At 70.2% G+C, this 24,951-nt stretch carries 28 protein-coding genes; 11 read left to right on the top strand and 17 right to left on the bottom strand.

All coding sequences use genetic code 11. The features are described from left to right. A complete protein-coding gene (locus tag ACZ5KW_RS12125) occupies positions 1-1,404 on the bottom strand; it encodes an antibiotic ABC transporter permease (protein ID WP_343776739.1) in 1,404 nt (467 codons plus the stop codon). After that, entirely contained in the window at positions 1,401-2,525 is a 1,125-nt protein-coding gene (locus ACZ5KW_RS12130; RefSeq protein ID WP_343776741.1) for a DUF354 domain-containing protein, read from the bottom strand. The genes ACZ5KW_RS12125 and ACZ5KW_RS12130 overlap by 4 nt, the downstream gene beginning before the upstream one ends. A gap of 215 nt (positions 2,526-2,740) precedes the next feature. Here ACZ5KW_RS12130 and ACZ5KW_RS12135 point away from each other — a divergent pair, with 215 nt between their 5' ends. Beyond that, complete coding sequence (locus ACZ5KW_RS12135; RefSeq protein WP_343776743.1) at positions 2,741-4,822, top strand: hypothetical protein; 2,082 nt, start codon at positions 2,741-2,743, stop codon at positions 4,820-4,822. A gap of 73 nt (positions 4,823-4,895) precedes the next feature. Here the strand turns inward: ACZ5KW_RS12135 and ACZ5KW_RS12140 are convergent, their stop codons facing one another. Beyond that, a complete protein-coding gene (locus ACZ5KW_RS12140; RefSeq protein ID WP_343776745.1) occupies positions 4,896-5,198 on the bottom strand; it encodes a winged helix-turn-helix domain-containing protein in 303 nt (100 codons plus the stop codon). Between the two features lie 220 nt (positions 5,199-5,418). Between ACZ5KW_RS12140 and ACZ5KW_RS12145 the strand changes: the two genes are divergently transcribed. The 3 genes from ACZ5KW_RS12145 to ACZ5KW_RS12155 are packed head-to-tail and all read left to right on the top strand — an operon-like array spanning position 5,419 to position 7,089. Beyond that, entirely contained in the window at positions 5,419-5,556 is a 138-nt protein-coding gene (locus ACZ5KW_RS12145) for a hypothetical protein (protein WP_343776747.1), read from the top strand. Beyond that, entirely contained in the window at positions 5,553-6,518 is a 966-nt protein-coding gene (locus ACZ5KW_RS12150) for a DUF1616 domain-containing protein (RefSeq protein ID WP_343776749.1), read from the top strand. Before ACZ5KW_RS12145 ends, ACZ5KW_RS12150 begins: the two co-directional genes overlap by 4 nt. 1 nt (position 6,519) lies before the next feature. Continuing rightward, positions 6,520-7,089 (top strand): metal-dependent hydrolase, encoded by a 570-nt coding sequence (locus tag ACZ5KW_RS12155; RefSeq protein WP_343776986.1) that lies wholly within the window; start codon positions 6,520-6,522, stop codon positions 7,087-7,089. 59 nt (positions 7,090-7,148) lie between these two features. Here the strand turns inward: ACZ5KW_RS12155 and ACZ5KW_RS12160 are convergent, their stop codons facing one another. The 3 genes from ACZ5KW_RS12160 to ACZ5KW_RS12170 all read right to left on the bottom strand — a co-directional run bounded on the left by ACZ5KW_RS12160 (position 7,149) and on the right by ACZ5KW_RS12170 (position 9,482). After that, positions 7,149-7,652 (bottom strand): DUF7344 domain-containing protein, encoded by a 504-nt coding sequence (locus ACZ5KW_RS12160; RefSeq protein ID WP_343776751.1) that lies wholly within the window; start codon positions 7,650-7,652, stop codon positions 7,149-7,151. Positions 7,653-7,696: 44 nt separating this feature from the next. Continuing rightward, the gene (locus tag ACZ5KW_RS12165; protein WP_371152868.1) at positions 7,697-8,128 is read right to left on the bottom strand and encodes an NUDIX hydrolase; all 432 of its coding nucleotides are present in this window, start codon (positions 8,126-8,128) and stop codon (positions 7,697-7,699) included. Between the two features lie 187 nt (positions 8,129-8,315). Then, positions 8,316-9,482: a glycosyltransferase family 4 protein gene (locus ACZ5KW_RS12170; protein ID WP_343776754.1), complete on the bottom strand. Its 1,167-nt coding sequence runs from the start codon at positions 9,480-9,482 to the stop codon at positions 8,316-8,318. Positions 9,483-10,035: 553 nt separating this feature from the next. Here ACZ5KW_RS12170 and ACZ5KW_RS12175 point away from each other — a divergent pair. Together ACZ5KW_RS12175 and aglF are read left to right on the top strand one after the other, a co-directional pair. Continuing rightward, positions 10,036-10,788: a glycosyltransferase family 2 protein gene (locus tag ACZ5KW_RS12175; protein WP_343776756.1), complete on the top strand. Its 753-nt coding sequence runs from the start codon at positions 10,036-10,038 to the stop codon at positions 10,786-10,788. A 192-nt stretch (positions 10,789-10,980) separates the two neighbouring features. After that, positions 10,981-11,733, top strand: a complete 753-nt coding sequence (gene aglF / locus ACZ5KW_RS12180; RefSeq protein ID WP_343776758.1) for a UTP--glucose-1-phosphate uridylyltransferase AglF — start codon at positions 10,981-10,983, stop codon at positions 11,731-11,733. Positions 11,734-11,761: 28 nt separating this feature from the next. Here aglF and ACZ5KW_RS12185 read toward each other — a convergent pair whose 3' ends face one another. Further along, a complete protein-coding gene (locus tag ACZ5KW_RS12185) occupies positions 11,762-12,154 on the bottom strand; it encodes a VOC family protein (protein WP_343776760.1) in 393 nt (130 codons plus the stop codon). A 220-nt stretch (positions 12,155-12,374) separates the two neighbouring features. Here ACZ5KW_RS12185 and ACZ5KW_RS12190 point away from each other — a divergent pair, with 220 nt between their 5' ends. Next, entirely contained in the window at positions 12,375-12,710 is a 336-nt protein-coding gene (locus ACZ5KW_RS12190) for an SHOCT domain-containing protein (RefSeq protein ID WP_343776762.1), read from the top strand. Positions 12,711-12,753: 43 nt separating this feature from the next. On the opposite strand, the gene purQ is transcribed toward ACZ5KW_RS12190, so the two are convergent. Together purQ and purS are read right to left on the bottom strand one after the other, a co-directional pair. Then, positions 12,754-13,431 (bottom strand): phosphoribosylformylglycinamidine synthase I, encoded by a 678-nt coding sequence (gene purQ, locus ACZ5KW_RS12195; RefSeq protein ID WP_343776764.1) that lies wholly within the window; start codon positions 13,429-13,431, stop codon positions 12,754-12,756. Beyond that, positions 13,428-13,679 (bottom strand): phosphoribosylformylglycinamidine synthase subunit PurS, encoded by a 252-nt coding sequence (gene purS / locus ACZ5KW_RS12200; RefSeq protein WP_343776766.1) that lies wholly within the window; start codon positions 13,677-13,679, stop codon positions 13,428-13,430. The genes purQ and purS overlap by 4 nt, the downstream gene beginning before the upstream one ends. Before the next feature lie 180 nt (positions 13,680-13,859). Here purS and ACZ5KW_RS12205 point away from each other — a divergent pair, with 180 nt between their 5' ends. Together ACZ5KW_RS12205 and ACZ5KW_RS12210 are read left to right on the top strand one after the other, a co-directional pair. Then, on the top strand, positions 13,860-14,840 hold the full coding sequence (locus tag ACZ5KW_RS12205) for a formyltetrahydrofolate deformylase (protein ID WP_343776768.1): 981 nt from the start codon (positions 13,860-13,862) through the stop codon (positions 14,838-14,840). Positions 14,841-14,901: 61 nt separating this feature from the next. After that, positions 14,902-15,090 (top strand): hypothetical protein, encoded by a 189-nt coding sequence (locus ACZ5KW_RS12210; RefSeq protein WP_343776770.1) that lies wholly within the window; start codon positions 14,902-14,904, stop codon positions 15,088-15,090. Positions 15,091-15,121: 31 nt separating this feature from the next. On the opposite strand, the gene ACZ5KW_RS12215 is transcribed toward ACZ5KW_RS12210, so the two are convergent. From ACZ5KW_RS12215 to ACZ5KW_RS12230, 4 genes are read right to left on the bottom strand one after another with little or no spacing between them, the layout of a single operon-like run. Beyond that, positions 15,122-15,895 carry a class I SAM-dependent methyltransferase gene (locus ACZ5KW_RS12215; protein ID WP_343776772.1) on the bottom strand — a complete coding sequence of 258 codons (774 nt, stop codon included), beginning with the start codon at positions 15,893-15,895 and terminating at the stop codon, positions 15,122-15,124. Beyond that, the gene (locus ACZ5KW_RS12220; protein WP_343776774.1) at positions 15,892-17,028 is read right to left on the bottom strand and encodes a glycosyltransferase family 4 protein; all 1,137 of its coding nucleotides are present in this window, start codon (positions 17,026-17,028) and stop codon (positions 15,892-15,894) included. The genes ACZ5KW_RS12215 and ACZ5KW_RS12220 overlap by 4 nt, the downstream gene beginning before the upstream one ends. A 7-nt stretch (positions 17,029-17,035) precedes the next feature. After that, on the bottom strand, positions 17,036-17,407 hold the full coding sequence (locus ACZ5KW_RS12225) for a 6-pyruvoyl trahydropterin synthase family protein (protein WP_343776776.1): 372 nt from the start codon (positions 17,405-17,407) through the stop codon (positions 17,036-17,038). Continuing rightward, positions 17,407-18,453, bottom strand: coding sequence for a zinc-dependent alcohol dehydrogenase (locus ACZ5KW_RS12230; protein ID WP_343776778.1), 1,047 nt, complete (start codon positions 18,451-18,453; stop codon positions 17,407-17,409). Before ACZ5KW_RS12230 ends, ACZ5KW_RS12225 begins: the two co-directional genes overlap by 1 nt. A 197-nt stretch (positions 18,454-18,650) precedes the next feature. Between ACZ5KW_RS12230 and ACZ5KW_RS12235 the strand changes: the two genes are divergently transcribed. After that, complete coding sequence (locus ACZ5KW_RS12235) at positions 18,651-19,010, top strand: DUF7475 family protein (RefSeq protein ID WP_343776780.1); 360 nt, start codon at positions 18,651-18,653, stop codon at positions 19,008-19,010. Positions 19,011-19,070: 60 nt separating this feature from the next. Here ACZ5KW_RS12235 and ACZ5KW_RS12240 read toward each other — a convergent pair whose 3' ends face one another. Together ACZ5KW_RS12240 and ACZ5KW_RS12245 are read right to left on the bottom strand one after the other, a co-directional pair. Beyond that, positions 19,071-19,856 (bottom strand): CDP-alcohol phosphatidyltransferase family protein, encoded by a 786-nt coding sequence (locus ACZ5KW_RS12240; RefSeq protein ID WP_343776781.1) that lies wholly within the window; start codon positions 19,854-19,856, stop codon positions 19,071-19,073. Between the two features lie 93 nt (positions 19,857-19,949). Then, the gene (locus ACZ5KW_RS12245) at positions 19,950-22,901 is read right to left on the bottom strand and encodes an ATP-dependent helicase (protein ID WP_343776783.1); all 2,952 of its coding nucleotides are present in this window, start codon (positions 22,899-22,901) and stop codon (positions 19,950-19,952) included. Positions 22,902-23,129: 228 nt separating this feature from the next. Between ACZ5KW_RS12245 and cmk the strand changes: the two genes are divergently transcribed. Beyond that, entirely contained in the window at positions 23,130-23,744 is a 615-nt protein-coding gene (gene cmk / locus ACZ5KW_RS12250) for a (d)CMP kinase (RefSeq protein WP_343776784.1), read from the top strand. A 42-nt stretch (positions 23,745-23,786) separates the two neighbouring features. Here the strand turns inward: cmk and ACZ5KW_RS12255 are convergent, their stop codons facing one another. Beyond that, positions 23,787-24,215 carry a desampylase gene (locus ACZ5KW_RS12255; protein WP_343776786.1) on the bottom strand — a complete coding sequence of 143 codons (429 nt, stop codon included), beginning with the start codon at positions 24,213-24,215 and terminating at the stop codon, positions 23,787-23,789. Between the two features lie 59 nt (positions 24,216-24,274). Next, complete coding sequence (locus ACZ5KW_RS12260; protein WP_343776788.1) at positions 24,275-24,910, bottom strand: SOUL family heme-binding protein; 636 nt, start codon at positions 24,908-24,910, stop codon at positions 24,275-24,277. Positions 24,911-24,951 lie beyond the last annotated feature (41 nt).

Here is a 24,951-nt window from a genome sequence, read left to right on the forward strand (position 1 = left end):
CTATCGCTCGTCCCGTTCGCGCCCTCGCTCACGGGCGTCTAGGTACTCGCCGAGCGCGAAGGCCATCCACGCCTGACACCACCGCATCAGCGTGAACCGTTTGGTGTAGAACCGGCGCTTCTGGTAGTAGAACCGGCCGTCACCGGCGTAGAGGTTCGAGAGCGTCCAGTCGATGATACGGGACGCGAACGCCGTGTCGCCGGCCGCGCTGAACAGCGCGATCCCCTCCGCCGCGGCGTGGATGTCCTTCGGGTAGGCGCTCGTCTCGTCCCAGTTCGGCGCCCCGGACGGCTCGAACAGCGTCTCGCGATAGAACTCGAGGCCGCGCCGCAGCGTGTCGTCGTACCGGGTCGAGCCCGTCACCTCCCGGTATCGGAGGAACGATTCCACGATGAAGCCGTTGTGGTGGTTGTCCATCGAGAGGTGTGACGCCGACGGCGGGTCGGTGTAGTACCACCCGCCGATGTCGGCCTGGAGGCCCGCCACGTAGTCGAGGATGCGCTCCGCCCGGTCGCGGAGTTCCGGTCGGGGGCGACGCTCGTGGAGGTCCATGAGAAGCCGTGCGCCGAGCGCGTTCGAGTTGATGATCGGCGTCTCGCCCGCCTCGACGCTCGCGTGGTAGTCGATCCTCGCCGTGCCGTCCGACTCACGGTAATTGAGCTCGTCGAGCACGAACGGGAGGGCGGACTCGGCGACCGACGCGAAGCTCCCGCCGGCGGCGCCGTCGTCGAAGTCGGCCTCGGACTCGCCGTCGTCGAAGTCGGCCTCGGACTCGCCGTCGGCCAAGTCGACATCGGTCTCGCTCGCGGACAGCAGCGCCCGCACCGCGTAGCCGGTCGAGACGACCCCGGGGTGTTTCGCGGCCAACCGGTCGTCGAGCCCCTGCGTCGCGTGCTGGTGACCGCCACAGAACCCCTCGTACCCGCGGCTCTGATTCTCGACGAGCCACGTCGACAGCCGGTCGGCCTCGCGGCGGTACAGGTCGTCGCCGAGGTGGTCGCGCGCGCTCCGGTTGGCCAGCACGAACAGCGCGGTCCCCTTGAAGCTCTGCCGCTGTTCCACCAGCATGAGCGGCCGGAGGTTGACCGGCGCCCGCTTGATCCCCTCCTGAATCAGGATGTTCGTCCACTTGGTCTCGAACGGGAGCGCCCGCCTGACGCGACTGCTCATCCCGTCGAAGTAGTCCCAACCGGTGTAGTCGCGCTCTCTCGCGTACCTCAGCGTCTCCGACAGCACGTCCGCGACCGCGTCGTCGGTGACGCGGTGCGCGTCGTCGCGGCGTCTGCCGGTCTCTATCGGCGCGGGAGGACCGCCCTCGCTCCCGGGGCGTCCGGTGCGGGCGTCGAATTCCGCTCCGCGGTCGAGACCGTCGTCGCCGACCGGTCCGATGTCGGACGCCGTCACGTCGACTCCTCCGTGAGGGGCGTCGACCGGTCGGACCGCCGTCGCTCGGTCTCGCCGCGCCACCGTTCGAGCCCCGCGACGGCCGTCCCGCCGCCCGCCTGGGCGACCGCGACGATCACGTCCGTGAGGTCAACGAGGCCGCCGACGTACTCGTTCCGCCGCCGCCGCCACGCCTCGCCGATCGACTCGTCGAGGAGGACGTCGACGCCCGTGGAGATCACCGTCTCGAAGTCCGCGGTGTTGACGACCAGGTCCTGTCGCTCCAGCTCGGTGAAGTTCCCCATGTCGCCGTCCCCGACGAAGGAGTTCGATCGGACGACCGGCGTCCCGAGCAGGGCGGCCTCGGTACACACCGTCTGCGTGTCGGTGACGACGAGCCGCGCCGCGGACAGCGCGTCGTGAAGCAGCGCGGGGTGAACGTCGAACTCGCGGGCGGGGAGCGAATCGAGGTCCAGCGTCCCGCCCTCGTCGGAGACGAACACCGCGGCGTGGTCGGCGAACGTCTCGATCAGTCGCCGCCGCTGGTCGGGAGAGAACCCGGACTGGCCGACGTCGTGGTGCGAGCCGAACGCGTTGAACCGCAGCAGGACGAACTCCTCGTCGGGCTCGAGGCCGAGGGGCTCGCGGATGCCCGGATTCGGCCGGAAGGTGTCCGGGTGGAGGTACGCCGTCTCACAGAAGCCGTGGAACTGGTAGTGGTTCTCCCCGAGGTCCTTCCCGAAGGTGTGGGGAGTGAGGAACGCCGAGGCGAACGGCCGAGAGACCGCGTGATCGAGCGACGTGGGCTCCGAGTCGAGGACCAGCACCGCCGGGGCCCCGGTGACCACCCCGGCGTGGGCCGCGTACGCGCCGACCCCGAAGATCACGTCCGGATCGAAGGCCCGGACCGCGGGAACGATACGGGCGTAGTGTCCCGGGAGATTGCGGAACAGCGACCCCTTCGTCGTTCCGCAGGAGCCGTAGAGGCGGTACGGGAGCTCGTACCGGTCGAGCAGCGCCACCGTACAGCCGTAGTCCCGACCCATGACGAGCACGTCGTGACCGGCCCGTTCGAGCCGGTCGACGGCGTGTTTGTACAGGTGAACGTGGGCGGGTGTGTTGGCGAAGAAGACGAAACGCATGTACGGTCGAGTGGGGCGCCGATCCGATTGTAATGGCTCGCTTACCGCGCCTGCGACCGGCGGTCGGGGGCGGTTGCCGTCTCCGGGGCCGGTAACCGATGTATAACAAAAGCCGGCAGGGGGCACGATAGGGTAGTGTTCGTTCGACAGCGCGTCGGGTCCGTCGGTCTGCGGGCGGCCCGCGGACCGCGAGACCCCACACGGAGTGAGACGGCGTGAGGACGCCCGCCCATCGAGATGACGGACAGGTCACCGAAGCGGCGCTCGCGGTCGGTTACCTCGCGCTCGCGGCGGCGGTCGCGGCCGCTTACGCCGCGCCGGCGACGGGCTACGAGATATCGGTGTACGCGGCGACGCCGGTGGCGACCTGGGCGGCGCTCGCGGTCGTGGCCGTGGTCTCTGTCGCCGTCTTCCTGTCCCGCGAGGGGTACCTCGTCCCCGCGGTGTCGCTCGCGGGACTCGGGGCCGCGACGGTCGCCGGACTCCCGCTGATCCGCGGCTACCACTTCTACGGCCGGGCGGACTCGCTGGTCCACCTCGGACTCGCGCGGTCGATCAGCGTCGGGAACGACCCGCTTCAGCTGTTTTACCCCGGGAGCCACCTCATCGCCGCGGGGCTCGCGAAGGTCGCCGCCGTGGAGGTCACGAGGGCCATGATGTTCGTCATGTGGACGTACACGCTGATGTTCTTCGCCGGCGTCGCGCTTTGCGTCTGGTTTCTGATCCCCGACCGCCGTGCGCTCGGGGTCGGCGCGTTCTCCGCGTTCCTCCTCCTGCCGATAAACAACGTCAGCACTCACCTCCACTTCCACACGTACTCGATCGGAATGCTGTTCGTTCCCTTCGTGCTGTATCTGGTGTTCTCGCACCTGGTCGGCGGCGACGGACGCGAGCGGCTCGTCGAGCGCGTCGCCGACGGACGCGGCACGGTCGATCGGGCCGGGTTCGGATTCGACGACACCGCCGCGCTCGGCGTTGGGGTGCGGCAACCGGTGCCGACGAGCTACCTCCTGCCACCGGTCCTGATCAGCCTCTTGTTGTTTCACCCCCAGGTCGCGTTGAACGTCCTGTTCCTCCTCACCGGGATGTCGGTCGCACAACACGGGTACCGGCGGTTCCGCCCGAACAATCCGCTGGCCGGGTACCGGCTGCTCACGCTCCAGACGGTGCTTCTCGTGGTGGTGTTCACGGTTTGGGTCGCCACGCACGACTGGCAGTTCATCAACACGGCGGAGGCGATGATAGAGTCGGTGAGCGACTTCGTCACCGGCGACGGCAGCACGACGCCGCGCGTGGAGCGGCAAAGCGAGTCCGCCTCGTCGATCGGAGTGAGCGTCCAGGAGCTGTTCGTCAAGCTGTTCGGCGTCGCGGCCGTCTACTCGCTGCTCGCGGCGGGGGTCGTAGTGGGGCGGCTGACCGGCTACCTCGGTCCCTTGGACGCGGGCGGGTCGATGCGGTCGACGCCCGACACCGCGAAGGACGTCATCGTGTTGTTCTTCGGCGGGTGTCTGCTGTTGTTCCCCTTCTTCGCGGCGCACTTCGTGGGGTCCATCTCGACGTACCTGTTCCGCCACGTCGGGTTCCTGATGGTGCTCGCCACGATCTTCGGGGCGGTCGGCGTCCGGTACCTGCTCGACGACGAGTCGCCCGTCGGCGACGTCAACTACCCGTGGGTCGAGCCCGGAGGCCGGTCGGCCGGACGGCGGATCGCGGCAGTCCTCCCCGACGGCAAGACGATCGCGGCGGTCGCGGTCGTCGTGCTCGTCCTGTCGCTGTCGCTGGCGACGTTCTTCCCGTCACCGTTCATCTACCTCCCGGGCTCGCACGTCTCTGAGGGCGAGATGGACGGCTACGAACAGGCGTTCGCGAGCCAGTCGAGCGGGTCGCCGGTGTGGTTCGGCGGGGTGCGCAGCACGTCCGACCGGTACGAGGTCGCACTGTACGGTGCGGCCTCGGCGCCGTGGGAACGGCAGGTGAACCCCGCCGTGAAAAAGAGCGCTCCGGTACCGGAAGAGGCGATGCTTGACGACTTGCCCGGGTTCTACGCGAACCATCCCGAAGAGATCGTCAGGCGCGACCACTACTTCATGGTGGCCGAGGCCGACAGGCAACGGGAGGTGACCGCCTACCGGGAACTTCGGTACTCCGCGCTGAGTTTCGAGGCCGTCGCGGCCCAGCCCGACGTGGGCAAAGTCAGGGACAACGGCGAACTGACCGTCTACTTCGTCGACATCTCGGACGAGGCGTCCGCGAACGACCTCGACGACCGGGAGGCGGACCCGCCGGGCGGCGGATAAGAGGCCAACGGGGAGTAATGAGCGGACGGGGGGTACGGAGCGGACGGCGAGCGCGGTCGGGCCGGCGACGCGGTCACTCGACTAGCCCTTCGGCCTCGATCCGGTTCCAGAGCCGCTTCCCCTTCTCCGTGACGCCGTAGATGCGGCCCTTGCGTTTGTCCTTCGAGACGAGCAGTTCGACGAGCGAGCGTTCGCGCAGGGAGCGCAGCGCCCGCGAGACGTGAGTGATCGGGAGACCGGTTCGGGACGCGATAGACGAGGGGATCGACGGGCCGTCGACGAGCTGTTCGAGCACCGCCGTTCGGTACTTCGAACTGATTATGAACCCGATCTGGTCCCAGTCGTCGGTTGGGTCTTCGTTCCGCTCGTTCTCCATCGGACTCCCTATCGGTCGTACGGGCATAAGGCGTGGAGATCGTTTATTCCGGTCGGAGCGCCTCCACGGCGACGCGGACGCTCCGCTCCGGACGACGCGGATCCGCGCGGCGTCCGGCGGTAACTCGAACTTACCGACTCGAGCAGCCTCCGGAGCCCGAACCCGACGGCCGGGATATGCCCTCCATAACGATATACCGACTCGAGAGAGGTACCCACGAATGAGTGATCGCCATCCCGCACCGGTCGCGTCGCGACGCAGTCGCTCGGCGCGGACGGAGCGGCCCGACGCGGTCGGATCGGTCGACGTCGACGACTCGCGTCTCAGGGCCGACCGCTCGGGCTCCGGACAGCGATGAGTTCGATAGCCGACGAGCTCTTCGAGAGCCGCGACCTCCTCGCGGTCGGCGGGCTGGTCGCGGTCTCGGTCGTGGCGATCGCGATCGGAACGACCGGCGTGGTCCGACTCCCGCCCGCCGTGCTCCTCCTCTTCGTGCTTCCCGGGTACGTGACGGCGACGTTCGCGTACGCCGAGCGAGAGCGCGAGCCGTGGACGTTCGCCACCGTCGTCGAGCGGTTCGCGCTCTCGGTGGGGGGCAGTCTGGCGGTCCTGCCGCTGCTCGCCATCGTCGTCTACCTCGCGGCCGGGGCGCTGTCCGCGTGGGGGCTCGTCGGGCTCGTCGCCGGGTACGTCGTCGTCGGCGCCGCGGCCACGCTCGTCCGTCGCGCCCGTCGCTCCGGAGGGGTCAGCGGACACCGGAGCGGAGCGGCCGGAAGTCGCGCCGGGACCACGGCGTCGTCGAGGCGCCTCTTCGGAGAGCTGACTCCGACGACCGCTATCCTCGCGGTGAGTGTGGTCATCGCGGTCGCGACGCTCGGCGTGGCGGTGACCGTTCCCGCGGACGGGGAGACGGCGACGGACCTCCACCTGTTGACCGAACAGGACGGACGACTCGTCGCGAACGAGTATCCCGACTCGCTGACCGAAGGTGAGTCGGCGGCCATCACCGTCGGGGTGACGAACGACGAGCACCGGACGGTCGAGTACACGGTCGTCACGGAGCTCCAACGCGTTCAGGTCGACGGTCGCTCCGTCGTCGTCACCGACAAGCGCCGGATAGACCAGTACGCCTTCGAGCTGGGACAGGGGGAGAGCTGGCGCGAGTCCGAGGAGTTCCAGGCGTCGTTCACCGGTGAGAACGTCCGTTTCGTGACACACCTCTATCGGGGCGATCCGCCCGAGAACCCGACCGCGGACACGGCCTACCGGACGACGTACGTCTGGTTCGACGTCCAACCCTCGTCGGCGGGCGGTGAGTGAGATGTGGCCGTGGGGTCACCTCGCGGTCGGGTACGTCGCGTTCTCGGCGTTCGTCCGGGTCGTGTTTCGCCGTCCGCCGAGCGACAGGGCAGCGATCGCGCTCGCGGTCGCCACGCAGCTCCCCGACCTCATCGACAAGCCGCTGGCGTGGCAGTTCGGGCTCTTGAGTAACGGTATCGGCGTCGCGCATTCCCTGCTCGTCGGCGTTCCCGCGGCGCTCGTCGTCGGCGTCGCACTCCGATACAAGGGTCGGCCGGAGCTGGGTGCCGGCGTCGCGGTCGGCTACGGCAGCCACGTCTTCGGAGACCTCCTCTTCGCCTCCCTGTTCAGCCGTCCGCCGATCCTCCCGTCGTTCCTCTGGCCGCTCTACACGAGGCCCGTGTCGCCAGCGCCGGGGCTCGGCGCGAAGACGTGGCAGCTGCTGTTGGACAGCCGGGCCCTCCTCGGCGGGGAGATGGGCCGGACGTATTTCCTGCTCGAAGGGCTCCTCCTCTGTGGGACCGTGGCGCTCTGGCTTCGCGACGGAAAGCCCGGCTTACCGCTGCCTCGGTCGGTCGATCGATCGAAGTGAGGAGGGCCCTCGGAGCCTCGACCGGCCGAAGCGGCCGGCGAACTCGCGGGCGGTCCGGCTCAATTCCCGCCGCGCTCGGTTCCGACGTACTGGTAGAGTGCGAGCGCGACCAGGAGCGCCCACGCGACGCCGATCACTATCACTCCGGTCTGGCCGACCGACCCGTCGCCGAGCGTGACCAGCCCGAACACGACGACTCCGAACAGCGCGATCAAGAGGTAGTACCGCCCCCACTGGCGGGGTTCTTCGCCTCCGGGGGCGTCCGCGTCGAGGTAGCGGTTGACGTCGGTGCCCCGGTCGGTGAGCCGGATCTCCCCCGAGTCACCGTCGTACTCGACGATGCCCGCCTCTTCGAGCTTCGGTATGTGCGTCTGGTGGAGGGAGACGTACAGCCGTTTCTCCTGCTTGTCGGTCAGGTCGTCCGGGTCCGTCTCGTTCTCCCAGGCCGCGACCTCAGTGGCGAGGGCCTGCAGCCGGATGCCCTCCCTGTTCCTGTTCAGGTACTGGAGAATGAATCGTCGTCGCGGATTGCTGAGGAGACTGAACAGCTCGTCCTGACTCAATCCGTTTTCCCGAGTTTCTGTCATTTTGTCGGTCGGTGGCGGCGTCACCGTTCTCCGTCCGTCTCCGCCACCGTTCGCTCGACGAACCGCCGGACGGGGTCGAGCGTCGTCGACAGGAGGTCGGTCGGCTCCAGCCAGGCGTAGTCGAGAATGCTCTCAGCCGGGTTAGGTTCGGGCTCGGATCGAAGCGACGCGTCGAACACGGCGTAGACGGTCGTGGCCGGCCGGCTCGTGTGGTGGTAGACACAGCCGCCGACGCGTTCGCCGACGGACGCGCGACACCGGATCTCCTCGCGGATCTCGCGGTCGAGACACGCCGTGAACGACTCTCCGGACTCGACGCCGCCGCCCGGGAGGGTCCAGAACGGCGAGCCGTCCTCGTGGCGTTCCTTGATGAGGAGGACCCGACCGTCGCTCGTGACGAGGGCCTTCGCTCCGAACCGGAGCGCCCGCCGCTCGGGTTCACCCTCCGACACGTTCGGAGGGACGGACGCGGCCCCTCGCTCATCGCGTACCCGCCGGACGACGCCATCGGAAGGGTGGTTTCGCATACCTCTCACCGACAGGACCCGTGTTGATTATTATACGGCTCATACCTCCACACAGGACCACCCTTCTCGCCGACGGTCCGACGGACGCGGCGCCCTCGGCGGGGGTTCGCGATCACTCGCCGCCGTCGTCGTCGAGCGCCCGTGCGTACAGCGAGAGGAGCTCGTCGACGACGTCGGGCCACGCGTACGACTCCTCGATGCGACGGCGACTGACCCGGCCCATCCGCTCCGTCCTCTCCGGGTCCGCGAGCAGCTCCTCGAGGGCGTCGGTCAGCGCGGGCTCGTCCCCGGGAGAGACGAGGGCGCCGTTCGCGTCGTCGACGATGGATGGGATCCCCCCGACGTCGGTCGAGACGATCGCGTTCGCCCCGGCCATCGCCTCCAGGACGGCTATCGGCAGTCCCTCCGCGCGCGTCGGGAGGACGTAGACGCTCCCCTCGCTGAGGAGGTCGCGCTTCCGCGCCTCGGACACGAACCCCGCGTACTCGACCCCGTCGTGCGCGTCGGCGACGGCCTCGGCGTGGTCCGAAAGCGGACCGCTCCCGGCGATCGTCGCCCGGAACCGGACCCCGGCGTCCTGGAGTTCGTCGATGGCCCGCGTCACCTCGACGATCCCTTTCCGCTCGATATGGTTAGAGACGAAGACGAGGTGTGGCGGGTCGGCGACGGGATCGGGGTCGTACTCCTCCGGGTCGACGGCGTTGGGGAGCACGACGATACGCTCCGGCGGGACGCGGGCCGAGAGGACCTCTCGCCAGTGCTCAGAGAGGGCGACGACCGCGGTACAGGCGTCGAACACCGTCTGTTGGAAGCGGGCGGCCGGCGCCGAGGCGTCCTCGATGAACGCGTCGAACGACGATCCGTGGACGTGGAGGATCACCGGTCGCCGCCACAACAGCCCGGCGACGAGCACGTACGGCGCCGAGATGTAAAACGAGAACGAGTGGGAGGTATGGACGTGGACGACGTCGGGCCGCCGGCGCGCGAGGAACCCGAGCCACGTCAGGAGGGCGGTCACCGCGGCCCGGAGGTACTCGAGCGGTCGCTCGGGGGTTCGCACGGCGGTGTCGACGACGTCGAGCGACACGCGGTCCTCGAGGTAGCGCCGCTGTTCCGCGATGTAGCGGCTAATTCCTCCCGTCCCCTCCGTCCGGTATCCCGCCGGACCGACGACGAGCACCGCCGTCGAAGACGCGACCGTCGGCTCGGTCGAACTCGACGCCGAGACCGCTTCCTCGTCGCCGTCGGCGTCGGCGTCGACCCCGCCGACGAGGCTCATTGCGGCCCTCGATCTGGCGCCGACCGCCCCCGTGGGGCGTCCGCCTCGGACGCACGGCCGTACTGTCGATCACCGTCGTCGCAGGCACCGCCCGAGCCGGCGAGCGGCCGACTGAACGGGGCTTCGTTGTCCATGTCCGTCCCCTCCACCGAGATCAGTTTTGTTATCCGTCGACTACCGGTGACGACGCCGCGCGGACCCCCGTACGGCGGCTGTTTCGGGGGTCACACCGCCTCGGTCGTCGCGGCGCCGCCGTGCGACTCGGCGTCACTTCGGACGCGACTCGGCGTCGTCTTCGGACGCGACTCGGCGTCGCTTCGGACGCGACTCGGCGTCGACCGCGACGCGACTCGGCGTCGACCGCGACGCGACTCGGCGTCGACCGCGACGCGATACCGGGGGTCCGACCGCATGAGCCGACGACGGTCGGCGTTGCGTCGCCCGATTCGGCGGCGGTCCGCTCGACGGGTCCGGGAACTGGCGGCCCGGAAGAGAGAGTGACCCGGAAGGTAAGTGATCTATAACGAAACCGCGGACCCCCGTTCCGTGGGACATGACGGACATCAGTGTCATTATCCCCACGCTGAAACCGCCGGACGAGGTCGAATGTCTCGACCACTTGGCCTCCAACTCCTTTTCGGACTACGAGGTCTGTCTCCAGAACGAACCGACGGCCACGTCGGCGCGGAACGCCGGTATCGAGCGCGCGGAGTCCGGCAAACTGGTCTTTCTCGACGACGACTCGCGGCCGCGCGACGGCTATCTCTCCCGGATGTCCGAGGTGTTCGAGACGGAGTCCGCCGTCGCGGGCAGGACGGTCCATCCCCGCGACGACATCTTCGCCGGGAAGCTCACCAACCACTACGACTTCGGCGACGAGCCGCGCTACGTCACGCGCTTTTGGGGCTGTAACATGGGGGTCCACCGATCGGTGTTCGACGAGATCGGCGGGTGGGACGAGGCGATCCCGTGGGGTCACGAGGAGGTCGAGCTCGCGGAGCGGGTGCTCACGGTCTCGCCGATCTACTACGATCCGGAGTTGGTGGTCGATCACCCGTACGCCGACTCGGTGTCGGACTACCTGCGGAAGACGTACCGACAGGAGGTCGAGCAACCGTACCTGTGGGCCAAGCAGGGACGCAGCGACCGGGAGCAGTGGTTGACGATCCTCGGCGACGCGATCACGCCGACGAACTACCTCGGGTTCCCGGTGCGGTCGGCCCTGCTAAACGGCGCCGGAACGCTGGCGCGGGCCGCCGGCCGCGTTCGCGGGATGCGCCGACACGACTCCGTCCCGACAGACTAGCGGGAGCCGAGACACCGGTCGCCGAGACGAAGGGGAGAGCGAGACGGTCGCCGCGACGGATCGCACACCGGGGACCCGCCGCGGGTGCGGCTGTAGCTCGTCCGTTCGTGTTCGAGGTAATCCGGCGGTATACCGCCGCTACGGTCGAATAAGCCGCTCATACTTTAGGTCGTGTTCCGGCCAGTGAGGCGTATGAAAGCAGTCATCCTCGCGGCCGGGAAAGGCACGCGTCTCAAGCCGCTGACGGACGACCGCCCCAAGGCGCTCGTCGAGGTGGCCGGGCGTCCGCTGTTGGAGCACGTCTTCGAACAGCTTCTCGAGGTCGGTATCTCGGAGTTCGTCGTGGTCGTCGGCCACCGGAAACACCAGATCATCGACCGCTACGGGGACGGGTTCCGAGGCGCGTCGATCACGTACGCCCACCAGCCCGAGCAGCTGGGCCTCGCACACGCGCTCTTACAGGCCGAGCCGTACGTCGACGAAGAGTTCGCCCTGATGCTCGGTGACAACGTCTTCGACGCCAACCTCGGGGACGTCATCGACCGACAGCGTCGCGGCGACGTGGACGCGGCCTTCCTCGTCGAGGAGGTGCCCATCGAGGAGGCCTCCCGGTACGGCGTCTGTGAGACCACCGAGGACGGAGAGATCGTCGAGGTGGTCGAGAAGCCGGACGACCCGCCCTCGAACCTAGTGATGACGGGATTTTACACGTTCTCGCCCGCGATCTTCCACGCCTGTCACCTCGTCCAGCCGTCCGACCGCGGCGAGTACGAACTGCCGGACACCATCGACCTCCTGTTGGAGTCCGGTCGGACCATCGACGCGATCCCCATGGACGGCTGGCGGATCGACGTCGGCTATCCCGAGGACCGCGACCGCGCCGAACGCCGGCTGCGAGCCGCCGAGGAGCAGGCGGTGACGGGGAGCGACAGCACCGACGACTGAGGCCGGTCGCAGCCGATTCGGCCTCCGTTCACACCCGCGCTTTCAGTTCCACCCGATAGCCGAACGGGTCGCGGACGTACACCGCTCCGGCCTCCCCGGTGGCGCCCAGCGGCGACTCGAGCGTCTTCTCGACCTCGACGCCGGCGTCGGCGAGTTCGGCCGCCACCTCGTCGACGGACTCCTCGACGACGACCGCGACGTGGTCGTAGTTCGTCTTCGACGGCGCCTCGAACGACTCGGTCGGCCACAGGTGGATCACCGCGGTCGCCGAGAGCCGCACGTCGAAGAAGGGCTTCTCGTCGGCCGCGTACAGCGCGTCCTCGATGCCGAAGCCGAGTTTCTCGCCGTAGAACTCGCGGGCCTCGCCGACGCCGTCCTCGGGTATCCGAAGGTTCACGTGGTCGATGTGGCGCGCCTGCATACTCGTACCGACGGGCGCCGGCGGAAAAAGTCGCCCGGGTCGACGGGACCTCTCACCGCCCGCGAACGAGCCGTGCGTACTTATGTGTAGACGTGTAACTACTTCCCATGACTGTGTTTACGAGACCGAACCGGGTCGGCGACGGGTTCGCCGGTGACGGGTTCGCCGGCGACGAGTTCGGTATCGGTAGGCCCCGAGGCGGGAACGGAGGGGTGGGGCGATGATGGGCGGCGCCGGGATGATGGGCGGGATGGGCGTCTGGACGTTCCTCTTCCCGCTGCTCGCGCTCTTCGCCGTCGCGGCGCTGCTCGTGTTCGGCGCCTTCGGGATCCGCGCGCTCGCCGAGGACGCGAGCGACGAGACGGCGGACGCCGAGTCCGACGAGGACCCGGTCGAACGGCTGAAGCGACGGTACGCCGAGGGCGAACTCACGGAAGCCGAGTTCGAACGGGCGCTGGAACGCGAACTCTCGGAGGAGACGGGCGGGACGGAGAGCGGGCTCGGCGAGGTCGGGTCGGACCGCCGTGCGCGCTCCGAGCCGGCACGCGAGCGGTGACGCGGCGATCCGGAGGGCCGCGGGCGACGGGCTACCGGATCGGTCAGGCGAACGCTTCGAGGATCCCCGCGCCGTCCGTGCTCCGGCCGAGGTCGGTGAGGGTGGCGCGCTCGGGGTGGGGCATCAACACGGCGACCGTCTCGCGCTCGCCGAGGACGCCGGCGACGTTGTCCGTGGAGCCGTTCGGGTTCGCGGCGTCGGTGACGTTCCCCTCGGCGTCGCAGTAGCGGAAGAGGACCCTGTCGTCGTCGAGGAGGTCGTCGTGTGCGTCCGCGCCGATCTCGAAGCGCCCCTCGCCGTGGGCGATCGGGATCTCGATCACGTCGCCCTCGTCGTAGGCGGCGGTCCACGGGGTGTCGGCGCGCTCGACGCGCAGGTGAACCGGCTCACACTGGAAGCGCGCGGAGGCGTTCGTGGTGAACGCGCCGGGCGTCAGACCGGACTCAGAGCCGATCTGCGCGCCGTTACAGACCCCGATCACGGGGACGCCGTCGTCGGCCGCCTCGCGCACCTCCTCCATGATCGGGTCGCGGGCCGCCATCGCGCCGGCCCGCAGGTAGTCGCCGTAGGAGAAGCCGCCGGGAAGCACGATCCCGTCGGCGTCGTCCGGGAGGCCGTCCGCGTGCCAGACGCGCTCGGCGTCGACGCCGAGGTGGTTCAACGCTCGGACCGCGTCGCGATCGCAGTTCGAGCCGCCGAATTGGACGACGGATACCGTCATCGCTCCGCGACCGCCACGTCGTAGTCGTGGATCGTCGGGTTCGCGAGCAGCCGCTCGGCCATCTCGTCGGCGCGCGCGGCCGCCTCGTCGGCGTCGGCGGCGTCGAGGTCCACCTCGAAGCGGTCCGCCGAGCGGAGGTCGGACAGATCGAACCCGAGCCGTTCGAGGGCCTGCTGGGTCGTCTCGGCTTCCGGGTCGAGGACGCCCCGCTTCAGTCGGACCGTCACCGTCGCCGTGTATGCGGTCATGGATTGTGGTGCGGAGTCGTGTGTAAAAACCGTTTTGGAACGGCGTTTATGCCCACGTTCGTGGATATAGATCGGTCGACCGTGCGGGAGGCAGGGACCGCGCGGAACGAAAGGGGCAAAACCCTCCGACTGCTCTGATGGGTGTATGCAGCCCGTCGAACCCGCGGAGGTGATCGTCGCATGACCCGCGAACTGACCGAGATCACGGTCGTCGGAGGAGACAAGACCGGACTCATCGCGCGGGTCACCTCCCTGCTGTTCGAGCGGGGAATCAACATCGAGGACCTCGATCAGGCGGTCCGCGAGGGCGTCTTCCGGATGACGATGCGCGTAGACGCGTCCGAGATGGAAACGTCCCGCGGCGAACTCCGCCGCGCGCTCGCCGAGCTCGGGCGCGAACTCGACGTCGACATCCAGGTGCGGTTCCCGAGCGACCGCGACGCGCGCCGCGTCGCGCTGCTCGTGACGAAGGAGACCCACGCGCCGGAGGCCCTCCTGGAGGCCGAGGCCAACGACGAACTCGCCGACGACGGCGAGGACGCGGAGATCCCGGTCGTCATCGGGAACCGCGGCGACCTGCGGTCGCTCGCGGAACGCTACGACAAGCCCTTCTACGACGTCGGCGACGGCAACGGCAACACCGACGAGGGCCGGCTCCTCGACCTCCTCGCCGAGTACGAGGTGGACCTGATCGCTCTGGCCCGGTACATGCGCATCCTCTCGCCGGAGGTCGTCTTCCGGTACGAGGGGCGGATCGTCAACGTCCACCCCTCGCTGCTCCCGGCGTTCCCGGGCGCCGAGGCGTACCGGCAGGCGAAGGACGCCGGCGTCCGTATCGCGGGCGTCACGGCCCACTACGTCACGACCGACCTCGATCAGGGGCCGGTCATCGCCCAGCGCGCCTTCGACGTGCCGCCGAACGCCGACGTCGACGAGATCAAGCGCCGCGGGCAGCCGCTGGAGGCCGAGGTGTTACTCGACGCGGTCCGGCTCCACCTCGCGGACGCCATCGCGGTCCACCGCGGCACCGTCCACGTGCGCGAGGACGTCGACGTCGACGCGCAGCTCGGCCTCTCAGACGCCGCCGTCGACGCGAACCCCGACGAGCCCGTCGACGGCGAGCCCCTCGGCCGGTCCCGACCGTCGCCCTCGGACGACTGAGCGTCGGTCACGACCCCGCCATCGACTACTTTTAATCGACTGCGGCCCCACCGTCGGTCCGATGACCGATCGTCGCACGCGGACGCAGTTCGTCGCGGACACCGCCGCCATCGTCCGGAGCGACGAGCGACTGGTGCTGTTCTTCCTCCTGTTACTCTCCGTCGCGGCGCTGGCGGTGTTCCTCCACTACACGACGCTCGTCTTGGAGGGACTGCCGGAGCCGATCCCGACCGATCCGGTCCTCCCGTGAGCCGCGACGTCGACCGCCCCACGCGCCGCCGTCAGTCCAACCGAACCAGCAGGTCGCGGTTCGCCGCCTCGTAGCGGAGCCGGCCCGCCTCCAGCGCCCGTCGCCGCCGCGCCGCCCAGTCGCTCGCGTCGAAGCCCGTCTCGCCGACCGCGCCCTCGACCGTGTCGAGCAGGTGTGCGAGCACCGTTCGCTCACCGGACTCGTACGGCGGTTCGATCACCCACGGAGACGGGCCCTGCGCGATCACCGTCGCCTCCCGCGCCAGCGCCGCCGCGCCGTCCGGGCCGCCGGGGCGGTACTCGCGCATGTGTCGGTGGTAGCGGTCGACGACCGCCTCCTCGTCGGGGTCCGGCGGGGCGAAGCGGGTCTCGCCGTCGTAGGTGATCGGCGCGTACGCGAGCGGGGCAACTTCGGCGAGGGCGTCGACCGCCGGAGCCGCGTCGACCACGTCGAAGAACGCGCAGCCGACCACGGCGTCGAACCGTCGCCCCCCGGCCGCCGCGTCGCTCGCGAACTCGAAGGCGTCGGCGACTCGGTACTCGACGTCGATATCGCCGACCGCGTCGCCGACGCGTGCCTCCCCCGCGGCGAGCGCCTCCTCGTGGGCGTCGACGGCGACCCACCGACCGCCCTCGATCACGTCCCACTCGCCGAAGCGCTCGACCATCGTCGCCGTGCCGGCGCCGACTTCGAGTATCTCCGGCTCGGGCGGGAGCTCGCTCGCGAACCGGTCGAGCACCTCGCGGTTCAGCGAGCGGTCGTCGAGCGCGCGCTTCGCGTCGAGGTAGGTCGCGTGGTCCGTCACGCGTGTTCACCCCCGGCCTCCTCGCCGCCGGCCACTCGCTTCAGGAAGTCGACGACGCGGTCCAACGTCTCGGGCCAGCTCGGCCACGCCTCGTAGTCGCGGCGCGCGGCGGCACCCATCTCGGCGAGCCGATCGCGGTCGTCGAGATCCCGGAGCGCCCGAGCGACGGCCGCGGGGTCGCCGGGCGGGACGAGGACCCCCGACTCGCCGTCGCGGACGAACTCTCCGGCCCCGCCCGCGGTCGTCGCGATCGGGACGCAGCCGAAGCCCATCGCCTCTAAGTACACCATTCCGAACGGCTCGTACCGCGAGGGCACCGCCAGCACGTGGCTCTCGCGGAGCCGCTTCGCGACCGCCGCGTCGTCGAGTCGACCGGCGAAGCGGACTCGGTCGTCGACGCCCGCGGCGGTCACCGCCTCGGAAGCGGCCTCCGCGTGACCGGGGGCAACGGTCCTGTCGCCGACGACCGTCAGGCGCCAGTCGACCTCGCCGCCGCCGAGTCGCGCCGCGCCGTCGACGAGCGCGTCGAGGCCCTTGCGGGGGACGACGTTGCCGAGGAACGTCACCTCCAGCGGCCCCGAGCGCGCTCGCTCTCGGATCTCCGCCTCCGTGACCGTCGGCTCGAATCGGTCGCCCGCGGGCGGCGCGACCACGCTCCGCTCCGGCCCCCCGAGGGCGGCCGCGTCCCGCCGCGTCGTCTCAGCGTTGTACGCCGCGGCGTCGACCCCGCGGAAGAACCGGCGTTCGATCGCCGCGACGCCGCGACGACCCAACTCGGCCCGGACGCCGCCGCCCGCTGCCCCGCTTCGCGCTACCCCGCTCCGCGCCGCCCGCGCGCGCTCGGCGATCATGTGGACGAGCGCGACGGCCGGGACCCGGAGCCGGCGGTTGAGGGCGAGCACCGAGGGGTGTGCCAGCCCGTCCTCCACGACCACGTCGAACGCGGAGAGCGGGTCCGCGAGTCGACGAGCGCCGACGTTCGCCGCGAGGCGTCGGCGGTACGATCCGCGCGGCAGCGAGAATACTTCAACCGCGTGACCGCGCTCGCGGAGCCGGTCGCGGAGCCGGCGGTCGTAGTAGAAGCCGCCGGACTCGGACTCGATGTCGCCGGCGAGCACGAGGGCGACGCGCATCCCGCGGTCACCGCAGCTCGCCGGCGTACGAGACGCTCGCGACGTCGTCTTCACGGACCGTAACGGTCAGCTCCGTCGCGGCCGGGGCGTCGATGTCGGCGAGCGCCTCGAACAGCGCGCGCGCCAGCCGCTCGGTGCTCGGATTGCCGTCGAGCCGGTCGTTGAGGGTCTCGTCGCGGTAGTCGTCGGCCGCGTCGGCCAGGGTTTCGCGCGCGAGGTCGATGTCGAGCAGATAGCCGTACTCGCCGAGTTCCGGTCCGCTGAACGTCGCCTCCGCGGTGAAGGTGTGGGAGTGGAGCGTCGCCTCGTCGGCGGGCGGGTTCGGCACGGTGAGGAAGTGCTGTGCGACGAACGTCTCGCTGACGGTGAGTTCGTACATCAGTAGGTGAAGAGGAGTTGGATGGTGGGTTCGCGCTCGTCGGCGAGCCGCCGATACGCGGTCGGCGCGTCGGCCACGGGGACGCGGTCGGTGACGAGGCGGTCGGTGACGTCGAGGTCGTCGTCGAGTCGGCGGAGTTCGCGCCAGGCCGTCTCGCGGCGGCGCTCTCGGTCCCAGCGCCCGCGTAGCTCCGGGGCGATGGTGGTGACCTGACTGCTCCGGACGGTCACCCGGCCGCGGTGGAAGTGGTCGCCGAAGCCGAGGTCGGCGCGCTTCGTGCCGTACCACGATCCCACGACCACGTCGCCGTCGAAGCGGACGCTCTCGACCGCGGTCTCCAGTGTCTCGGGCCGGCCGGAGACCTCGACCGCGAGGTCGACGCCCCCGGTTCGGTCGCGGACCGCCTCGACGACGCCCGCCCGCGCGTCGTGTCGGCTCGGGTCGACGGTCGCGTCGGCGCCGAACTCGCTCGCGAGCGCCCGGCGGTCGTCTCGGGGCTCGACCGCGACGACTGTCTCGGCGCCGCTCCGAGCCAGCAGCGCCGTCGTGAGCAGTCCGACGACGCCCTGACCGAACACCGCCACGCGCTCGCCGAGTCGAGGAGCGGTGTCGACGGCGAGAGTGACCGCGGTCTCGGCGTTCGCGAACAGGGTCGCCGTCTTCGGGTCGAACCCCTCCGGGACCGGGCGGAGCCCGTCCGGGGAGACGGCGAACCGGCTCTCGTGGGGGTTGAACGCGAAGACGGTGCGGCCGCGCCATTCGGGGTCGACCGCGTCGCCGACCGCGGTCACGCGCCCGACGACCGCGTAGCCGTACCGGAGCGGGTACGAGAGGTCGCCTTCGAGCGCGGACAGTTCCTCGTCCGCGACGGTTTCGGGGTCGAGGTCGCCCCGGTAAGCGAGCAGCTCCGAGCCGGCGCTCACGGCCGAGACGGTCGCCTCCACGACCACCTCGTCGGGGTCTGGAACCGGGTCGTCGATCGGGACCACGTCGACTCGTTCCGGTCCTGTGAACTCCACCGCGTGCCCGGCGTCGCCCTCGCTCACGGCGACTCACCCGTCCGCGGTCGGCGACTGAGACGGTGTGGCATTACCGATCACAGGGACCGATCGGACATAAAGCCCCGCGAGGACCGACGCCGGTCGCCCGACCGGCGAGACCGACGGGTCGAACCGCCGTCGGCGGGGTCGGCGCCCGGGCGACGAATAGACCTAAGTCGACCGGGGCCGTGTTACGGGTGTCCATGTCATACTCCGATTCCGGCGCCGCCGGCGCGCGAGTGACTCCCCTCCACTGGATCGGAATCCTCGCCGCGACGGTGACCGCTATCGCCCACGTCGTCCTCGGCGTTCAGTTCGGCGGGACGTTCATGATCCTGTTCATCTTCGCGGCGATCGGATTCGGGGCCGGCATCGCGGCGGTCCTCGCCGGGTACCGCCGACGCCTGGTGTACGCGTTGGGAATCCCCTTCACGGCAGGGCAGATCGTCATGTGGTGGGTCCTCAACGACGTGCCGCCGATCCCGACGAGCCACGCGGTCGACAAGGTCGCGCAGGTCGTGTTGATCGCCGTCCTCGCGGTGCTGCTGTACAGGGAGTCGTAGCCGTACCGCCGAGAACGGAACCCGTATCGAACTGACCACTGAGATCCGCCGCAGCCTCCGTCAGTCGGCGCCGCGACCGGCCGCGATCGGCGGGTCGTCGCGGCCGAGTCGGCCGGTCGCGGCGGCCCAGTCGCGGGCGAAACTCGCCAACAGCGTCGCGAGCGCGAGCGCCGCGACGGCGGCGAGCCACGCCGGCGTCGTCGATCCGACCGTCGGGAGCAGCGCGAGCGCGACGACGCCGAACTGCGCGCTCCCGACGAACGGGCGGACCCGGCTCGGCGGGAGTTCGTACACGGGCGCCCCGCTCCGTCGCCGTCGCCACAGGGACCCGGCGTAGGCGTACCAGACGCCGCCGGCGACGAGATACCACGCGGGGAGGGCGCCGACCGCGACGGCGACCGCGGCGCCGACGAGGACGGCCAGCGCGTCCGTCGCGCCGTCGAGGCGCGCGCCGAACACGGTCTCACGGGTGCGGCGGGCGACCGCTCCGTCCACCGCGTCGAGGCCGACGGCGCCGGCGAAGAGTCCGAGCGGCACCCACGGGTTCGGCGGCGGAGCGACCAGCGCGCCGGCGAGGACCGCCGCGAGCGAGCCGCGGAACAGCGTGACCGCGTTCGCCGGGCCGAGCCGTGAGCCGGGGTCGCCGCCGCCCGGCGGGTGGTTCGCCGGGAGGTTGGTCCACGCGTACGCCGTGAGGTACGTTCCGGGCGGCACGGCGGCGAGGACCCACTCGGTGCCGAACGGGCGCCAGAGCGCGGCGAGGCCGAGGACGCCGAGAGCCACGCCCGCGACGAACCGCAGGCGGAGCCGGGACGGCACCCTCGCGGAGTCCTCCGAGCGCGTCATGTCTCTGGCCGTCGGACCGCGTCGTGTTCGGTGTTGCGGTCGAGCGCCGCGACGGCGGCGGGCGATCGGACTCGGGATCAGCGGATCACGGGGTTACCCGGTTTCTCGATCGGTCGGGTCGGGCCGCTCCTCTGCGCTCCGTGGAGTCTCGCCGATCTCCTCCATCACGCGGGCGTGGAACTCGCGGAGGACGGCGGACTCGTCGTCGGCGATGACGGTGTCGGAATCGACGAGCGTCGCCAGCCCGAACGCGAGCGGGCTCGGCGAGTCGACGACGCGGTGCTCGACCGCGAGGTCGCCCGCGGCGATCCGGCCGACGACCTCGCGGATCCCCTCGACGTCGAGCCGGTCCTCTAACAGTTCGCGGTACGTCTCCTCTAACACCGCGAACTCGTCGAGGTCGGCCGCGAACGACAGGAGCATCTCGGCGGAGACCTGCTGTTCGGCGGCCGACTTCTCGTACCCCTTGTACCGCTTCAGGATCATCAGCGAACGCCCGGCGTCGATCCGGAAGTACCGCTGGAGGAGGTCGGTCCCTTGGACCGCCTCGCGCAGGTCCTCCCGGACCGTCAGCGGGTCGAGGTCGGCCAGAATCCGTGCCACGTCGACCTTGCGGTTCAGCGGGAGCGCGAGGCTGAACCCGCGGTCCGCGACCGCGACGGCGACGTTGGCGTCCGTCCGGTTCGCGACCGCGGCGGCGACGAGCCGCGAGAGCCCGTCGTTGAACCGCCGGCCGTACGTCGAGTGGACGTAGAACCGCCGCTTGTACTCGTTGCGGTCGAGCTCCTCCTCGACGACGAGGCGGTCGGGAGTCGAGACGGCCGTCGCCCCCGCGTACTTGACCTGCTCGTCGTACATGCGGGCGAGCGCTCGGACCGCGTTCTCGTCGAGGGGGAACCGGCGGAGCCACGCGCGGACCGCGGCGGGGCCAGCACTCGACTCGTCGCCGGTCAGGCGATCAAGGAGTTCGGCCTGGAACGCCAACACCTCGCGGGCGAGGTCCGCGGAGAGGGGCAGGCGCTCGGCGAACCACGACGGGACGGTGGGCCGTTCGCTCGTGCGGTCGGCGTACACCTTTGAGCCGCGGCGGTAGCGGAAGGCGAACCGCTCGCCGCCGAGCGCGAACACGTCGCCGGACTCCAGGGTGTCGAGGTACGACTCGTCGAGGGTGCCGACCCACTCGTCGTCGCGCGTGAACACGTCGCAGGTGAACGAGTCGGGTATCGTCCCCACGTTCGTCATGTAGATGACCCGCGCGAGCCGGCCGCGCTTCCCGACGAGCGTCTCGCCGACCGGGAACTCCGGGTGGTGGTGCTCGCCGTCCGGCGGGTCGTTGGCGTCGCGCCACACCTTCGGGTAGACGTTCTTCGACTCCAGTCCCTCGTAGTCGGCCGTGAGGTACCGCATGAGCCGCTCGTAGTCGCCCTCGTCGAAGTCGCGGTACGGGTGGGCCCGGCGCAGCACCTCTCGGATCTCGCGGTCGGGTCGGATCCGGTTGATCGCCATCCCGTACACCTGCTGGGCGGCGACGTCGTAGGCGCCCTCGGGCGGGAACACCCGGTCGACGAACCCCTCCTCGGCGCGCGCGAGCAGCGCGGCGCACTCGATCAGCTCGTCGCGGTCCAAGGCGAACACCCGCCCTTCGACGGTCTCGCCCGGGCTGTGGCCCGCGCGGCCGACGCGCTGGAGCAGCGCCGCGACGGACTTCGGCGACCCGACCTGGACCACCAGGTCGAGGTGTGGCATGTCGATGCCGAGTTCGAGGCTCGTCGAGGTGGTGACCACGTCGAGCTCGCCCGCCTTCAGCCCCTCCTCGACGCGGGTCCGCTGGGTCTCGCCGAGGCTCCCGTGGTGGACGCCCGAGTCGGACTCGTCGTAGTCGAACCGCTCGCGGAGCTCCTGGAGCGTGCGCTCGGCGCCCGACCGGGAGTTCGTGAACACGAGCGTGTTCTCGTGGCTCTCGATCAGGTCGCGGAGCGACTCGTAGAACCGGTCGGTCACCGCCGACCGCGGGGTGTGGATCAGGTCGGCGGCGGGCGTTTTGAGTTCGAGGTCGAACTCCCGCGAGAACCGCGCGTCGACCACCTCACAGGGGCGCGTTTCGAGGCCGTCGGCGTCGCCCGGCGCACCCGAGACTCGGTCGCGGCCGACGAGGAACGAGGCGATCCCGTCGAGCGGTTCGACGGTCGCCGAGCAGCCGATCCGCGTGATGTCGTCGGTCGCGTCCGGGGGCGCGGTCGCTGTCGACTTCTCGTCGTCTCCCTCGTCCCTCTCAGGGCTCGTCCGCGTCAGTTCCGTCAGTCGCTCCAGTGACACGGAGAGGTGCGTCCCGCGCTTGTTCGCGGCCAGCGAGTGGATCTCGTCGACGATCACGTACTCGACGGTGCGGAGCTTCTCCTTGAACTTCGGCGAGTTGAGCAGGATCGCGAGCGTCTCGGGCGTGGTGTTGAGCACGTGGGGCGTCTCCGAGAGCATCGCCTGCCTGTCGGCCTTCGAGGTGTCCCCGTGGCGGATCGCCTGCCTGACGCCGGGTTCGTAGGCGTCGGCCTCGTCCCCTGAGGCCTCCTCGCCTCCCGCTTCCACCGCCGCGACCGCCTCACCGATCCCGTCGATCGGGGTCGCCAGGTTACGCTCGATGTCGTTCGCGAGCGACTTCAGCGGCGAGACGTACAGGCAGTAGACGGAGTTGTCGAGGTCGCCGGCGCGGTCTCGCTCGAAGAGGTCGTCGAGGACCGAGAGGAAGGAGGCGAGCGTCTTCCCGCTGCCCGTCGGCGCGGCGACGAGGCAGTTCTCTCCGTCGTCGACGTGGGGGATCGCCTCGCGCTGTGGCGGCGTGAAGAAACCGCCATTCTCCCCGACGTACTCACCGAACCGCTCGACCCACCAGCGCCGGACCGGCGGCGAGAGCCGCGCGAGCACGTCGGCGTCGGCTATCGGCACCGTCTCCGGATCGAAGTCGGGGTTCTCGACCGCCCCGCGGTCGACGGCGTCCCGGAGGAGGGACCGCGCGGCCGCCTCGTCGCCGCGGTCCGTGGACTCGCTCACGTCCGATCGGTGGGGTCGGGGAGGGAAATCGGTTGCGTCGGTGCGGATCGCTCCCCCGCGAGAGCGCTCGGAACCGACCCGTCGTCCGTCAGCTCCGCGGACGTTCGCGGAACCGACCCGTCGTCCGTCGGCTCCGCGGATCTCGCGGAACCGACCCGTCGTCCGTCGGCGCCGCGGATCTCGCGGAACCGACCCGTTTATCCGACGGCCTTCCGTGCCGCAAGACGCATGAGCGGAACCTCGCCGGAGCCCGAGCGACGGATAGACCGCAACCTGTTCGTCACCGTCTCCGGACCGCCGGGCTGTGGCGCCACGACGCTCGTCGAGGGCGTCGCCGAGGCGCTCGACTGCGGCTACGTCTCCGGGGGCGAACTGTTCCGCGAGATCGCTGCCGAACGCGGCATGAGCCTCTCACAGCTGATCGCCGAGACCGGCGAGTCCGAGGAGATCGACCGCGCGCTCGACCGGCGGCTCCGCCGGATCGCCGAGAAGTGGGGCGCCGCGAACAAGGCGTTCGTGCTGGAGTCGCGGCTCGCGGGCTGGATCGCCGGCAACCGCGCCGACGTTCGGATCTGGCTCGACGCGCCCGAGGAGGTCCGCGCGGACCGGACCGCCGACCGCGAGGAGATGACCTCCGAGATGCAGGTCCGCGAGGTCATCGAGGAGCAGCGCTACAAGTCCTACTACGGGATCGACCTGTCCGACCGCTCGATCTACGACCTCGCGATCAACACCGGCCGCTGGGACGCCGAGGCGACGCTCGACCTGGCGCTCACGGGCATCGAAGGGTACGACGTCGAGGCCGACGAGGGCGCGTTCGACACGCCCGACTTCGAGATCTGAGCGGTCCCGCACGGCCCCCCTCCTCCGGGAGTCCGCTTCGGATCAGTCGTCCTCCCGCACGGCGACCGTCTCCTGTTCGAACGTCTCATCCCCCGCGCGCCAGCGCCACGACCCCACGAACGGGTGGCCGTCCAGCGCGCAGATGACGTACGAGCGGTCCGGCCACGTCGCGCGCTCGGCGTCCGTCTCGCTCGGCCGGGGCGGTCCCGCCGGGTGCGAGTGGTAGAACCCGACCACGTCGCGCCCCGCGGCCTCTATCCCGTCGATCAGTTCGAGCAGTTCCGCCGGATCGATCCGGTACCGAGTCCGCGGCGTCTCCGCGACGTTCTCGGCCTCGTGAGCCCGCGCGACGACGCTCGGCTCGTCCCCGTCGCCGCGGGTCCCGGCCAGCACGCCGCACACCTCCGCCTCCTCGCCGTCGGACGCCCGGGAGACGACCTCGTCGTAGACCGCCCTGGGGAACTCGATCACGACCGTACCGACGGGGGCTTACCCGATAAGTCCGGCCCACGGGCCGCGTCCAGTCGGGGTCAGTCCGCTCCGGCCACTTCGACCGCCAGTTCGTTGCGCCGCATGAACGGCGGCGTCCACGGGTCGTTGTACCGGAGGAGGGAGGGGTCCCCTATCGGTTCGATGCCTTCGGCTTCGAGCGTGGAACGGAGCTTCCTTGCGCGGCGTTCGACCCGCCAGTTCGGGGCGTACCAGGAGAACCGATCCACGGCCACCGCCCTCCGTGGCTCGGTCACGAGCGCGACGTCCGATTCCGTCGGCTCCGGGGCGGTTTCGGGGCCGTACTCCGACGGGAGATAGAACGCCATACGGACCGTGCCGGCGTCGTCCCCGGCCGTCTCCGTTCGAACCGGTGCCGTCATCGATATCGATTCTCCGGTCTCCGTCTCGACGGGAGCGGTCATCGAGATCGACTCCTCCGCCCTGTTGGCTCCCGAGATGTATCCGAAGAGTCGCTGGAAGGCGACGCGCCCGTCCGGCGCCGTCGTCTCGACGGCGATCGTTTCGGGGTAGCGGCGGAGTTCGGCACCGTCCAGCGCTCGGAGCCGTTCGTACGGCACCGACTCCGTGTTCCTCGTCGAGTAGACGCCCCACCCGACCCAGCCGGCGAACGCCACGCCCGCGCCGACGAGCAGGGTCTTCGTGATCGTTCTCATACGACGCGTTCGTCGCCGGCGGTCATTAACCGACCGCTCAG

Source organism: Halorubrum ejinorense (assembly GCF_055389685.1).

Coding starts and splice junctions, on each gene's coding strand:
- ACZ5KW_RS12130 (WP_343776741.1), bottom strand. CDS start 2,525: ATGCGTTTCGTCTTCTTCGCCAACACACCCGCCCACGTTCACCTGTAC.
- ACZ5KW_RS12140 (WP_343776745.1), bottom strand. CDS start 5,198: ATGGAGAACGAGCGGAACGAAGACCCAACCGACGACTGGGACCAGATC.
- ACZ5KW_RS12145 (WP_343776747.1), top strand. CDS start 5,419: ATGAGTGATCGCCATCCCGCACCGGTCGCGTCGCGACGCAGTCGCTCG.
- ACZ5KW_RS12150 (WP_343776749.1), top strand. CDS start 5,553: ATGAGTTCGATAGCCGACGAGCTCTTCGAGAGCCGCGACCTCCTCGCG.
- ACZ5KW_RS12155 (WP_343776986.1), top strand. CDS start 6,520: ATGTGGCCGTGGGGTCACCTCGCGGTCGGGTACGTCGCGTTCTCGGCG.
- ACZ5KW_RS12170 (WP_343776754.1), bottom strand. CDS start 9,482: ATGAGCCTCGTCGGCGGGGTCGACGCCGACGCCGACGGCGACGAGGAA.
- ACZ5KW_RS12175 (WP_343776756.1), top strand. CDS start 10,036: ATGACGGACATCAGTGTCATTATCCCCACGCTGAAACCGCCGGACGAG.
- aglF (WP_343776758.1), top strand. CDS start 10,981: ATGAAAGCAGTCATCCTCGCGGCCGGGAAAGGCACGCGTCTCAAGCCG.
- ACZ5KW_RS12185 (WP_343776760.1), bottom strand. CDS start 12,154: ATGCAGGCGCGCCACATCGACCACGTGAACCTTCGGATACCCGAGGAC.
- ACZ5KW_RS12190 (WP_343776762.1), top strand. CDS start 12,375: ATGATGGGCGGCGCCGGGATGATGGGCGGGATGGGCGTCTGGACGTTC.
- purQ (WP_343776764.1), bottom strand. CDS start 13,431: ATGACGGTATCCGTCGTCCAATTCGGCGGCTCGAACTGCGATCGCGAC.
- purS (WP_343776766.1), bottom strand. CDS start 13,679: ATGACCGCATACACGGCGACGGTGACGGTCCGACTGAAGCGGGGCGTC.
- ACZ5KW_RS12205 (WP_343776768.1), top strand. CDS start 13,860: ATGACCCGCGAACTGACCGAGATCACGGTCGTCGGAGGAGACAAGACC.
- ACZ5KW_RS12210 (WP_343776770.1), top strand. CDS start 14,902: ATGACCGATCGTCGCACGCGGACGCAGTTCGTCGCGGACACCGCCGCC.
- ACZ5KW_RS12220 (WP_343776774.1), bottom strand. CDS start 17,028: ATGCGCGTCGCCCTCGTGCTCGCCGGCGACATCGAGTCCGAGTCCGGC.
- ACZ5KW_RS12225 (WP_343776776.1), bottom strand. CDS start 17,407: ATGTACGAACTCACCGTCAGCGAGACGTTCGTCGCACAGCACTTCCTC.
- ACZ5KW_RS12235 (WP_343776780.1), top strand. CDS start 18,651: ATGTCATACTCCGATTCCGGCGCCGCCGGCGCGCGAGTGACTCCCCTC.
- ACZ5KW_RS12240 (WP_343776781.1), bottom strand. CDS start 19,856: ATGACGCGCTCGGAGGACTCCGCGAGGGTGCCGTCCCGGCTCCGCCTG.
- cmk (WP_343776784.1), top strand. CDS start 23,130: ATGAGCGGAACCTCGCCGGAGCCCGAGCGACGGATAGACCGCAACCTG.
- ACZ5KW_RS12260 (WP_343776788.1), bottom strand. CDS start 24,910: ATGAGAACGATCACGAAGACCCTGCTCGTCGGCGCGGGCGTGGCGTTC.